Raw genomic sequence first — 12,438 nt, forward strand, 5'->3', positions numbered from 1 at the left:
AAACACAGGCCGCTTAAGGCCAAGAACGAAACTCAGGACTCTCCCTCAAACCGGAGGAGATTGGGGTCTCAGGTCACGTCGCATCTCATAATCCACGCCGAGGCACCCCGAAGGCCGGACCGTTCGTGGCACGCCCTTTCCTAGCCGTCGCGAGATGACAGCAATTGTTCGCGTCCATCGGCTATCGAACGCCCCCGCGCGGTCCTCTCCGAAGCCGCCGCAGTCTGGACGCCGACTGCATAGCGCCCGCCATGGGCTATGAAGACAGCCCCCAGTGCCTCGAGCGCCTCTCGGATCCTAGCTACGCTACTCACTTTCGGGACCCTCAGGCCGTTCTCGAAATCGTTCAGGAGGCTTCGCCCGCATCCCGCACTCGCGCAGACATCGCCTTGGCTGATGCCGAGCATCGCTCGCGCACCCCGGCATGCGATGCCATCAATGGGTGGCTCCCCGGGAAGGGTGAAGCCTTTCACTCCGGATGGCTCCGGCCGGATCCGATCCCTGTCCGCTTTCCCTTCAGACTGACTTTCCAGCATTCGCTCCAAGGATCCGTGCGCGACGCATGCGGGTCGACGTCTGAGCCATTATGCCCGAATCCTCTAACGGCGTCGACGGGGCCCGCATTCGGCGCCCATGAGGCGCTCTTCGTGTATCGCCGGCAACCAGGCTCTCGAAGCCATTTTGGCTGATTCGACCGGTGCTAAGAATCGAAAACGCAAGTCCTCTCCAAACCCGGCTCCACTAAGGTGTCGACGCAGAGCAGCGGATCAAGGCACATGATTCGCGTAGCAGGAGAGTCCAACCCGAGGCGACCTCTGCCCGATGAATCCACGCGGCCCCCTTGGATGGCCTTATAACATCAGCATGACGAGACGCTGCGCCGGACTTACTCTCAGAGGAAGCGGTAAAACGGTCCGAGAGCTTCGGCGTTGGGTATGCGCCGAATCGTACCTCATCAAAACTCGCGCGCAGACGGCTCTCAGCATCGTGTGACGGGTAGGACAGGCATCGAATGAAACTGCTATTGATTGAAGCCAGCGGCACGGCAACTCACCGGCGACGGCGAACAGCCGCCGCGCTATCGACCATCCTTATGCTGTCGACCTCAGCGGGAAGCCAAACCATTGAGGAGCATGCGGTCGACGTTCCCGAGCAGGCAGTTACCGTCGAGCCAATTGCACGCGACGAGGCGATCCAAGGTCGGATCAACCGGATCCTTGAAGCAACCGGTTGGTATCGAGGCGTTGAGGTCGTTGCCGACGAGGGTGTTGTGTTTCTCGACGGCATAGCCAGTTCCGAGGAACAGCGGGTATGGGCGCGCGATCTTTCTGTACGGACCGAGGGAGTTGTCGCGGTCGTGAACAGGATCGAGGTGCAGGAGGAGGTGAGTTGGAGTATTGCCCCGGCACTATCGGAAACCGAGGCTTTGGCTCGAAGGATCGCTGTTACGCTACCGCTGGTCGTTCTAGCGGTGCTGATCCTGCCGCTGGCTTGGTGGTTGTCGAATGCGATCGCTTCGCTGATGCGTCGGATTCTGGCGCCGCGTATCGAGCATGACTTTCTGCGCGGCGTCATCGCCCGGACGATCGCCATCCCGGTTCTCCTCGTCGGCGTTTATCTTGTGCTTCAAGTTGCAGGTCTGACGGGGCTCGCCGTATCGATCTTGGGCGGCGCGGGCGTGGTTGGCATCGTGCTCGGCTTCGCGTTCCGCGATATTGCGGAGAACTTCCTGGCAAGTCTCATTCTAAGCATTCGCCGACCGTTCAGGCAGGGGGACCTGATCGGTGTGGCAGCCCACGAAGGTGTGGTGCAAACGATGAACACGCGATCAACGATCTTGCTGACGATCGATGGCAACCATGTCCAGATTCCAAACGCTACGGTCTTCAAGAGTACGATAGTGAATTACACGGCCGCGCCAGCGCGCCGGGTAACTGCGGAAGTCGGAATCGGCTACGATGCTTCGATTGGCAGGACGCAGACCCTCATTGCGGAAGTGCTACGCGAGCATGACGCGATCCTCGACGAGCCTCCTCCGATGGTTCTGGTTGATGCGCTGGGGTCTGCAACGGTGAACCTGAAGGCGCACTTCTGGATCGATGGACGTACGATATCGCCGCAAAGGATACGTTCCTCTGCGTTGCGGCTCATCAAACGCAGTCTCGTAGAGCACGGCGTTTCAATGCCGGACGAGGCGCGGGAGATCATCTTCCCGCAGGGCGTACCGCTTGTGCGGATGAAGTCGGACGGGACCGAGCCGGACAAAATGTCTGTGGCATTGACCGCTTCGGCAGCGGGCGGACCGCCCCCGTCAGCGGCGGAACCGAATATCGAGGCAACCTCAGCCGAAGGTGGCCTGGGTAACGAAATGACCGAACTGCCGCAGAATGCCTCCGAAGGGACCATTCCTGAAGCCTCCTCCGGGAACTTGTTATTGAACCGATAGCTACAAGGGGAAAGGTCGCCTTGCGCAAGCAGGACGGCCTTTCTTGTTCGTCCCGGGAGTCAGCGACTTGAGCTATGTCGCCACGTGGCGCAGCTTCGTCTGCGTGGCGTTCGTTATCGACCCCTCCGCCCGCCAGATTGTCGGCTGACAACCGCCGGCTGGTCGAGCCGATAGGCAACATCCCGCCCGCTGAAGCAGAAGTCGCATACCATGCCGAGCATTAGACAATGCCGATCGCTGCGTAGGACGCAAACCAAACGGTATCCGGAAAACCCGGGGCGCTTCAACTCGCAGACCGTGGAAGCCATCGAAAGCGTAAAGCCAATGGGGCTCAGGCCGCGCTTACGTTTGGAGTTTCTCGGAGGCGTGCGACATCGAAAGCCTGGTAGGCACTCAAGATCAAAAGTTTGGCACAACCTCGGTATCTCCGCTCGGCGCCACCTCCCCGTCAATTCTATTATCAGGTGGATATCGGCTTAATGGAGATCCGCGCCAATCCTGTCAGAAGGGGCCCTCACGACTATCATTGAAAATTGGCTTGAGCTTCCAGCCACTGGAAGCTCCATGATGAGAAGACAGACCGGAGGTTGGCGGGCCATGGACCACGATCATCATCACGCGGCGCCTGACATCAAGGCGGGGACTGAGACCGTGAGAGATCCGGTTTGTGGGATGACGGTCGCAGTCAAGCCCAACGGGCGTCACGCTGAGTATGGGGGCAACACCTTCCATTTCTGCTCCGAGAATTGCCAGACGAAGTTCACCGTCGATCCCTGGTTTTACGCCTCGGGTCGGGCAGCAGGACCGAAGCAGGCCGTGCCGGCCAATATTCAATACACATGCCCGATGCACCCTGAGATCGTCACCGACGCTCCGGGGGCCTGCCCGATCTGTGGTATGGCGCTGGAGCCGATGCTGCCTTCCGACGAACCCAGCGAGGAGTTGACCGACTTCACCCGCCGGATGTGGATTTCGGGGGCGGCGGCGGTACCGTTGATCGTGCTGACCATGGGCGAGTTGGTGGCGCTACCCGTGCGTGATTGGATCGGCCACCAAACCGCCAGCTATTTTGAATTCGCGCTGGCAACGCCGATAATTCTCTGGGCGGCTCTACCGTTCTTCAAGCGCGGATGGGACTCTGTGGCGAACCGCAGCCCCAACATGTGGACACTGATTAGCCTCGGCGTGGGGGCGGCCTATCTCTATTCGTTAGTCGCAACATTCCTGCCGGGCGTCTTTCCCGATGCTTATCGGATGGGCGAAGGTGTCGGCACCTATTACGAAGCGGCCGTGGTGATCGTTGCGCTGGTATTCGTCGGGCAGGTCCTGGAGCTGCGTGCGCGCGAACGCACTGGCGACGCAATCCGCGCCCTTCTGGACCTGGCGCCTAAGACCGCGCGCCGCATCTTGCCTGATGGCTCGGAATATGACGCGCCGCTGGACAACATCATGGAAGGCGACCGTCTGCGCGTGCGGCCCGGCGATGCGGTGCCGGTCGACGGGACGGTTATCGAGGGGCGTTCATCGCTCGACGAGAGCATGCTGACTGGCGAGTCGATGCCGGTGGAAAAGGGTCCGGGCGATGCGGTAACCGGGGCTACGATCAACAAGAACGGCTCCCTGGTGATGGAGGCTGGCAAGGTCGGCTCCGAGACGGTGCTGGCACAGATCGTGACGATGGTGTCGAACGCACGCCGTTCCCGCGCCCCGATCCAGGGGCTGGCGGACAGGGTGTCAGCGGTGTTCGTGCCGGCGGTCGTGGCCATCGCGGTTTTCGCCTTCGTTGTCTGGCTGACCTTTGGCCCGGAACCCGCGCTTGTTTTCGCCATAGCCTCGGCGGTGTCCGTACTGATCATCGCGTGTCCTTGCGCCTTGGGACTGGCGACACCGATCTCCATCACCACGGCCGCGGGACGCGGCGCGCAGGCTGGCGTTCTGATCAAGGACGCCGAGGCACTGGAGCGAATGGCGGCGGTCGATACACTGATCGTCGACAAGACCGGCACGCTGACCATGGGCAAGCCCAGGCTCACCGATACGCTCACGCTCGGAAACCTGACGGAGCCCGACCTCCTATCACTGGCGGCAGCGCTGGAGCGCGGCTCGGAACACCCGCTGGCCGAAGCGATCGTCGAGGGAGCTGAGGCGCAGGGTGCCCCGCGTCAGGAGGCCGCGGACTTCGAAGCGGTCACCGGCAAGGGCGTGCGCGGCAACGTCGGCGGGCGCGCGGTTGCGCTCGGCAACTCCGCTATGATGCGGGAGATGGGGTTGGATGTAACCCGGGCCGAAGGGAAGGCCGACACGCTGCGCGCTGAAGGCAAGACGGCGATGTTCATTGCGGTTGAGGGTGCGCTGGCAGGCATCGTGGCGGTGGCCGACCCGATCAAGGAATCAACGGCGCAGGCAATCAGGGAACTCCACGGCCAGGGGCTACGCGTCATCATGGCGACGGGCGACAACGAACGCACGGCGCAGGCGGTCGCGGGGAGGCTCGGCATAGACGAGGTCCGCGCGGGGGTGCTGCCCGAGGCCAAGAAGGACCTGATCGACCAGTTGCGCCGCGATGGCCACAAGATCGCGATGGCAGGCGACGGCGTCAACGACGCGCCCGCGCTTGCCGCCGCCGATGTCGGCATCGCCATGGGAACGGGCGCAGACGTGGCGATGGAAAGTGCGGGGATTACCCTTCTGGGCGGTGACCTGATGGGCATTGTCCGGGCGCGCAAGCTGGCGCGCGCCACCCTGCGCAACATCAAGCAGAACCTGTTTTTCGCCTTCGCCTACAACGCCCTCGGCGTACCGGTCGCGGCAGGGCTGCTCTACCCCGTCACCGGGCTTCTGCTCTCCCCCATGATCGCGGCAGCCGCAATGAGCCTGTCTTCGGTGTCGGTCATCAGCAATGCACTTCGGCTCAGGCGGGTCGACCTGTGATCCAGGCTTCCCTTAAGCTCAAAGCGCGTCGGTTTCCGACGCAGTCATGGCGTGGCGAGCAATGAGCAATTCAAACTTGGCGTCCTCTGATCCGACTCGTGCCCTCTCGGATCGGCTCAACCAGAACTGCTTCTGCGTCACGCTCGACCGTCGATCGCTGTGCGAGGCACTAGAGCAAGAAGCTGGCGATCCGGAATTCTGCGAAAGGTTCATCCGCCCTAAGGCTCACTTGTTCTCGAACGTGCCGGTATTCCTTTCTGCCAGCCAGGTAGCCGAGATGCAGAAGGTGGTCGCAGCTATCGAGCAGACGGCCCGGCTCACCGCGTACAAGGCCGCGGTTTTCTCCTGGGCCCCCAAAATCTCGCGGGAGGATCACGGCCCGGCTGGCGCCCTGATGGGCTACGATTTCCATCTCGGTGAAGACGGCCCCAGGCTTATCGAGATTAATACCAACGCCGGTGGAGCATTCCTCAACGCCCTTCTTGCTAGGGCCCAGCGCGCTTGCTGCACCGGAATGGACCTACCATTTGAGCCGCACGCCTTTGAGGAAGCGGCGTTTCGCATGTTCCAGAACGAATGGATGCGCCAGCGGGGAAACGGTGCAATACGTCGGATTGCTATCGTCGACGACAGGCCGGAGGAACAGTATCTTTATCCTGAGTTCGTGCTGGCGAGGCAAGCCTTGGCCGCTCGCGGCGTGGACGCATTCATCGCGGACGCCAGCCAGCTTCGCCTTGAGGCCGGTCGGCTCAGCCTCGAGGGAAACCCGATCGACCTTGTTTACAACCGGGTCACCGATTTTGCGTTCGATCAGCCAGAGCACCAAGCGTTACGCGACGCCTATCGAGACGGTGCAGTGGTCGTCACACCGAGTCCTTACAACCACGCGCTGCTCGCCGACAAACGGAACCTTTCGATCCTCTCAGATCCGGCGTTGATCGAGACCTGGGGCTTGGAACCGACACTTCTGGCGCAGCTCCGTTCCGTTCCGCGCACTGTTCTTGTCACTCCCGAAAACGCCGAGGACCTTTGGAAGTCGCGGAAGACCCTGTTTTTCAAGCCGACGGGCGGACACGGTGGAAAGGCGGTGTATCGCGGCGACAAGGTGACGAATGGCGTCTGGGCAGAGATCGAGGGGGGTGGCTACGTTGCCCAGACCCTGGTCAGGCCGAGCGAGCGCATGATCAGGATCGATGACGCATTCCAGCCGCGCAAGATGGACATTCGGCTCTACACCTATGATGGGGAGGTGCTTCTCGTTGCCGCACGCCTTTATCAAGGACAAACCACGAATTTCAGAACAACGGGAGGTGGGTTTGCTCCAGTGTTTGTGATCCGATCATGACGGCACTAAGGGCACATCAAGGGGAACTGAGAATGACTTATACAATTAATCGAACGATTGCTGGCTGGGGTACGGATGACGTTGATGCCCGAACGCGCGAAATGTTAGCGAACCATGGCTTCGGCTTACTGACCGAAATTGACGTCAAGGCGACGATGAAGAAAAAGCTCGATGTCGAGATGTCGGCGTATCGCATCCTCGGCGCATGTAATCCGAAGATCGCGCATCAGGCGATCGGAATCGAGCCACGGGTAGGCGCGATGCTGCCCTGCAATGTCTTCCTGCGCGAAGTCGACGGCGGCGTGGAAATCAGTGCGATCGACCCGGTGGCGTCTATGCAGGCTATCGAAAACGCCGAATTTACGGCTGTGGCGGGGGAGGTGCGGGACCTTCTGGCGAAGGCCGTGGACGCGATTTGATGGGATATACCAGTGAGACGAACGCGCGCGCTTTTTCCGAAGACCGCGCACGCCCTGCTGGCCTGTGGGAGGCGCCCGAACTTCCCGTCGCCTACTTCTCTTTCGTCCTGCATTTCGTCTGGGAGTTCGTTCAGGTTCCGACCTATACAGGCATGGCCGAGATGCCTCACTGGGAGGCGATCAAGCTTTGCATGTCGGCAACTTTTGGCGATGTCGGGTTCGGGCTGACCGCATTTTGGGCTGCCTGTCTGGCGGCACGTAGCCGTGGCTGGATCCTTAGGCCAACCCGCTTTCCGACCGGGCTCTTTGTCGCTGTTGGTATCCTCCTGACCCTAGGGTTCGAGTACTACTATACCAACATCAGCTTACGCTGGTCCTATTCGGAACTGATGCCGCTCGTACCGCCGTTGGGCACTGGGCTGAGTCCGCTCCTCCAATGGGTCGTCGTTCCGCTGCTCGTGATCTGGCTGACCCGCCGCCATCTCCTCGGCGCGCAGGCCATACGCGAGGCGAATGCATGAAGGGTCGACTGCCCAATGCCCGCTGCGGCCTCTGGCCACAGCCGAGTTGGCCGGCAGTTTCAGCGAGTTTTGCCGGTGCGATCTTCGACGGTGAGGAAATCAGCGACGGCAGACATTGGGCACTTCTCGCATAGGGCTCGTAAGGGATTGCGGCTTTTCCAGAGGGCAACGGGACCAGAGCCTGAAAGAGGAACTGATGACGAGCGAATATGAGAAGAACAGCATCACCCTGTCGGGGGCTGTGTCCATGGGCACCGGTGTGATGATTGGGGCCGGTATCTTTGCGCTGACGGGTCAGATTGCCGAACTCGCTGGTCCGCTCTTCCCCTTATCGTTCGTGGTCGGTGCGATCGTCACCGCGTTTAGCGCCTACACCTACATCAAGATGTCGAATGCATTTCCGTCTGCGGGCGGCGTCGGCATGATCTTGAAGAGAGCCTACGGGCCGACGACGGTCGCGGCAGGCGCCTCTCTGCTGATGGCGCTGTCAATGGTGATCAACGAAAGCCTTGTCGCGCGCACCTTCGGCACCTATTCGCTAAAGGCCTTCGGAGGCGATCCGGATAGTGTGCTCGTACCGATCCTCGGCGTAGGGCTGATTGTTTTCGCCTATCTTCTGAATGCCTCAGGCACGCGGTCGGTTGGGATGTTTTCCATCGTCATGGCGGTGCTCAAAGTGGGCGGGATCGCGCTATTCGGAGTTGCGGGACTCTGGGCGAGCGGCATCACCTTCGAGGCCACCGGCGGCGATATGGGCGCGGGCGGTTTCATCGCCTCGATCGCGCTATCGATCCTCGCCTTTAAGGGCTTCACCACCATCACGAACAGCGGCGCCGAGATCACCGACCCGCATCGCAATGTTGGCCGAGCCATCGTCTGGTCAATCGCGATCTGCGTCGTCGTCTATCTCTTGGTCGCATTCGCGGTCGGCTCCAGCCTGTCGCTCGACCGCATCGTGGCAGCGAAGGACTACGCGCTGGCCGAAGCTGCCCAGCCCGCCCTTGGTCAGACGGGCTTCTACCTGACCGCGGCACTCGCGCTGGTCGCGACAGCATCGGGTCTGATCGCGAGCGTTTTCGCGGTCTCGCGGATGCTGGCGATGCTGACCAACATGGAAATGATCCCGCACAGTCATTTCGGGATGTCGGGCACAATCAAGGACCACACGCTCATCTACACGGTCGTGATCGCTGGCTTTCTCACAGTATTCTTCGACCTCAGCCGGATCGCCTCACTTGGCGCCTTCTTTTACCTGGTGATGGACATCATCATTCACTGGGGCGTGTTCCGGCACCTGCGCCAAGAGATCGGCGCGCATAGCTGGATGCTGCTGACGGCCATCGCGCTCGATGCCGGGGTACTGGCTGCATTCACCGGGATGAAGTGGCAGTCAGATCCGATGATCGTCGTGATCGGCATTGTCGGCATGGCATTGGTGTTCCTATTTGTGGGAATTTTCTTGGCACGCGCCCCTGTTAGCAGAGGTGACCACGAGCATATTTGAAAACGGCTCAGCCATTCAATTCTTCTGTTGTCTATTCTCAACCCGATCATCCTATGCTTTCGGACAGTCTGTTGGAGACCCATACTCAGTTCTGGGTTGACCTTCCGAGCCACCGGCCCCTCATTCGATCCAGCTAGCAACGGTTTGCGACGAGCGTGACTGTCGTTGCGCTACCCATAGACAGGAGGTTCTCATGAGTGCGGTACTGCCATCATCCCCAGAAAAGAAGGCCGTCCTCTACCGGATGGTCATGGACGAGCATGTCTGTCCCTACGGGCTGAAGTCGAAGGACCTTCTCGAGCGCGAAGGGTACGCGGTCGACGACAACTGGCTGACCACCCGCGAGGAGACCGACGCCTTCAAGGCGAAGCATGGCGTCGAGACGACACCGCAGGCCTTCATCGGCGGCGATCGCGTCGGCGGCTATACCGATCTGCGCGAACATTTCGGCAAGTCGGTCCAGTCTGAGGACGAGACCACCTACCAGCCGGTGATCGCCATCTTCTCGGTCGCCTTCCTGATGGCGCTGGCGGTCTCCTTCGCCGCCTATGAGACGATCTTCACCGTGCGGGCGATCGAGTGGTTCTTCGCCATCTCCATGTGCCTGCTCGGCATCCAGAAGCTGCAGGACGTCGAGAGCTTCTCGACCATGTTCCTGAACTACGACCTCCTGGCCAAGCGATGGGTGCGCTACGGCAAGATCTACCCGTTCGGCGAGACGCTGGCCGGCGTGCTGATGATCGCCGGCGCCCTCACCTGGCTGTCGGCGCCGATCGCGCTGATCATCGGGACGATCGGTGCCGTGTCGGTCTTCTATGCGGTCTATGTGCAGAAGCGCGAACTCAAATGCGCCTGCGTCGGCGGCGGCTCGAACGTGCCTTTGGGCTTCGTGTCGCTGACCGAGAACCTTGTCATGATCGGCATGGGGCTGTGGATGCCACTTCGCATGATCTGGGGAGGCTGAAGCCTCCTCGTTCCAACCATGTGCCAACACTGCGGACCGGGATCGGGGACGTTCCTCATCTTCGACAAGAACTCCGGCGTTGGCTCGCAAGACTACCCGACGGAAAAGCCACCTTCAGCAAGGAGAACAACGATGATGGGCGAACACTCTGGCTATATGGGATGGATGCCCTTTGGCATGGGACTCTGGGGCATTTTCGTCCTTGTAGTCTTCGTGCTGGTGATCGCGGCGCTGGTGAAATACCTGCGACGGTGATCGCGGCGGGTTCAGAAGATGCCGTTGGCCTTCTGGACCTCGCGAACATAGGCAACGATATCGGCGACTTGCCGCTCGCTCACGCCCTTGAGCGGCGGCATGTTTCCGAAACCCCAGTGGTGGGCACGGACGCCCTGGGCCGCAGCGATCAGGAATGCCTGATCGCCATGGTGGTTCGGTTCGTAGATCCGATGGATCAGCGGCGGCCCCTGTTCGGTGCCGCCGGCGTTGTCCCCGTGACAGGCAGCACAGTTAGCGGCGAAGAGTCTCTGCCCGCGCTCCGCCCGGAGGGAGAGCTGCGGGACTGTCACGGCCACGATATGCGCGTCGGATGCCGGTCCCCCGGACAGGGTCCGCCAGACAAGGAACGCGCCAATTGCGAGCGCGCCGGCGATGGCCGCGATGGTCGCTTTCGATACCCTCATCGGCGCCTCCTCATGTCACTTCGAACCAGGTCATCATGCCGCCGGCGGCATGCTCCAGCATGTGGCAATGAACGAGCCATTTCCCCGGATTGTCGGCGACGAAGGCGATCTCGATCGTCTCGTCGGGCATCATCAGGTCGGTGTCGCGCAGGACCGGGTTCGCAACGGGCTTGCCGTCGCGGGAGACGACACGGAAGTGATGGCCGTGGACATGCATCGCATGGGGCCATCGGGTCGCGTTGCGCAGGGTGAAGACAATTGGACGGCCGCGCTCCACCGTCGCGAGCGGTTCGTCCATGTCGCCGGCCACCCCATTGAACGACCAGACCCGGTTCTTCGAGACGAGTTCGCGCATGTCCATCCAGCGGCCCTGATGCGTGGCGCCCTGCACGCTGCCCATGGCGCCGCCCTCCATCACCAGATCGGTCCTGAAGGCGTCCGACAGGTCGGGCAGAGCGGCCGGGCCGAACAGCGGCAGCCCGACGGGTTCGGGATATCGCGATCGCACGGGTTCCCCTTGAAGCGCGAACGTGGCCATCTCGAAGGGCCCATCCCGCGTCTGGAGCGACAGCGGGATCGTGTCCCCGTTCGCTCCGGCAAAGTCGACCAGGAGGTCGGCCCTTTGCGCGGGCGCAAGCTGGACGGTTCCGCTCATCGCTTCGATCGTCGTCGGCATGCCGTCGAGCGCCAGCAGGCGCACCGGCAGATCCGCAAAGGCGATCTCCATGATCCGCGCATTGGCCGCATTGATCAGGCGCACCCGGACCCGCTCGTTCGGCCGGACGATGATCTTTGAGCCCAGGCGTCCGTTGACCGTCGGCGTGTTGCCGATGCGGCCGCCATGTGCCCATTCCATCATCTGGCCGAAGCCGTCTGCGATGGAGCCGTCCTGGGCGAGACGCCAGTCGTCCAGGACCAGAACGAGGTCGCGGTCGGCGCCCTGCCACGGCTCAGGTTCGTCGACGATCAGCGCCCCATGAAGCCCGCGGGCATTCTGCTCCCACGATCGATTGTGAGAGTGGTACCAGTAGGTCCCCGGATCCGGCGCGACGAAATCGTAGGAGAATTGCTCGCCCGGCGCGATCGCGGCCTGCGTCAGCCCGGGCACGCCATCCATCGCGTTGTCGATCCGGATGCCGTGCCAGTGCACGCTGGTCGGCTCAGCAAGGCCGTTCTCGACATCGACGGCCAGGCGTTCGCCTGCGCGCACCCGCAACACCGGCCCTGGCGCGGTCCCGTTGAATGCCCAGACTGGCGTTGGGCCTGCGAATGTTTCGGGCACGATCTGCGCCTGGCCTACGGCAGCGACGAGACGGTGCCGCGTGGCGGCGGAGGCGCTCGATATTCCGCTGGTTGCAAGCATCGCGCTCGATCCGAGCAGGAAGCTCCGGCGACTGATCGAACATGTCATCGTGCTGGCCCGCCCCAGCCGCAGAAGCCTTCATCGTGCGCCGGTGCGACCGTCTGGCTCGGATTGATCGCCGCAGCGGCGGCAGATGTCATGAAACCTTTCCCCTGCCCGCCATTTCAGGCACTGCGGGACGTGCTCGACTAGAGCGCATCCTCTGATCGATGAATCGGATGTGAAGTGACGGTGTGCCCGACGTCTGATTCAACTTCTACCTCGA

The 12,438-nt window shown here is 61.8% G+C and carries 11 protein-coding genes; 8 read left to right on the forward strand and 3 right to left on the reverse strand.

All coding sequences use genetic code 11. The annotated features are described in order from the left end of the window. Positions 1 to 140 precede the first annotated feature (140 nt). Complete coding sequence (locus N7I30_RS21330; RefSeq protein WP_413773390.1) at positions 141 to 536, reverse strand: helix-turn-helix domain-containing protein; 396 nt, start codon at positions 534 to 536, stop codon at positions 141 to 143. Between the two features lie 476 nt (positions 537 to 1,012). Between N7I30_RS21330 and N7I30_RS21335 the strand changes: the two genes are divergently transcribed. The 8 genes from N7I30_RS21335 (at position 1,013) to N7I30_RS21370 (ending at position 10,385) form a co-directional block, all read left to right on the forward strand. Continuing rightward, positions 1,013 to 2,446, forward strand: a complete 1,434-nt coding sequence (locus N7I30_RS21335) for a mechanosensitive ion channel family protein (RefSeq protein ID WP_230789778.1) — start codon at positions 1,013 to 1,015, stop codon at positions 2,444 to 2,446. Between the two features lie 597 nt (positions 2,447 to 3,043). Next, positions 3,044 to 5,377 carry a heavy metal translocating P-type ATPase gene (locus N7I30_RS21340; protein WP_230789780.1) on the forward strand — a complete coding sequence of 778 codons (2,334 nt, stop codon included), beginning with the start codon at positions 3,044 to 3,046 and terminating at the stop codon, positions 5,375 to 5,377. A 61-nt stretch (positions 5,378 to 5,438) separates the two neighbouring features. Next, complete coding sequence (locus tag N7I30_RS21345; protein ID WP_230789782.1) at positions 5,439 to 6,722, forward strand: ATP-grasp domain-containing protein; 1,284 nt, start codon at positions 5,439 to 5,441, stop codon at positions 6,720 to 6,722. 32 nt (positions 6,723 to 6,754) lie between these two features. Then, positions 6,755 to 7,141, forward strand: coding sequence for a DUF302 domain-containing protein (locus N7I30_RS21350; protein ID WP_230789785.1), 387 nt, complete (start codon positions 6,755 to 6,757; stop codon positions 7,139 to 7,141). Further along, positions 7,141 to 7,662, forward strand: coding sequence for a hypothetical protein (locus N7I30_RS21355; RefSeq protein WP_230789788.1), 522 nt, complete (start codon positions 7,141 to 7,143; stop codon positions 7,660 to 7,662). Before N7I30_RS21350 ends, N7I30_RS21355 begins: the two co-directional genes overlap by 1 nt. A gap of 196 nt (positions 7,663 to 7,858) precedes the next feature. Then, entirely contained in the window at positions 7,859 to 9,166 is a 1,308-nt protein-coding gene (locus N7I30_RS21360; RefSeq protein ID WP_230789791.1) for an APC family permease, read from the forward strand. 193 nt (positions 9,167 to 9,359) lie between these two features. After that, the gene (locus N7I30_RS21365; protein ID WP_498641031.1) at positions 9,360 to 10,130 is read left to right on the forward strand and encodes a MauE/DoxX family redox-associated membrane protein; all 771 of its coding nucleotides are present in this window, start codon (positions 9,360 to 9,362) and stop codon (positions 10,128 to 10,130) included. A gap of 132 nt (positions 10,131 to 10,262) precedes the next feature. Beyond that, positions 10,263 to 10,385 (forward strand): hypothetical protein, encoded by a 123-nt coding sequence (locus tag N7I30_RS21370; protein ID WP_269069075.1) that lies wholly within the window; start codon positions 10,263 to 10,265, stop codon positions 10,383 to 10,385. An 11-nt stretch (positions 10,386 to 10,396) separates the two neighbouring features. On the opposite strand, the gene N7I30_RS21375 is transcribed toward N7I30_RS21370, so the two are convergent. Further along, a complete protein-coding gene (locus N7I30_RS21375; RefSeq protein WP_230789796.1) occupies positions 10,397 to 10,810 on the reverse strand; it encodes a c-type cytochrome in 414 nt (137 codons plus the stop codon). A 10-nt stretch (positions 10,811 to 10,820) separates the two neighbouring features. Then, a complete protein-coding gene (locus tag N7I30_RS21380; protein WP_330165949.1) occupies positions 10,821 to 12,221 on the reverse strand; it encodes a multicopper oxidase family protein in 1,401 nt (466 codons plus the stop codon). Positions 12,222 to 12,438 lie beyond the last annotated feature (217 nt).

It is taken from the genome of Aurantimonas litoralis (genome assembly GCF_026153195.1).
In the GTDB taxonomy this organism is placed as follows: Bacteria; Pseudomonadota; Alphaproteobacteria; order Rhizobiales; family Rhizobiaceae; genus Aurantimonas; species Aurantimonas coralicida.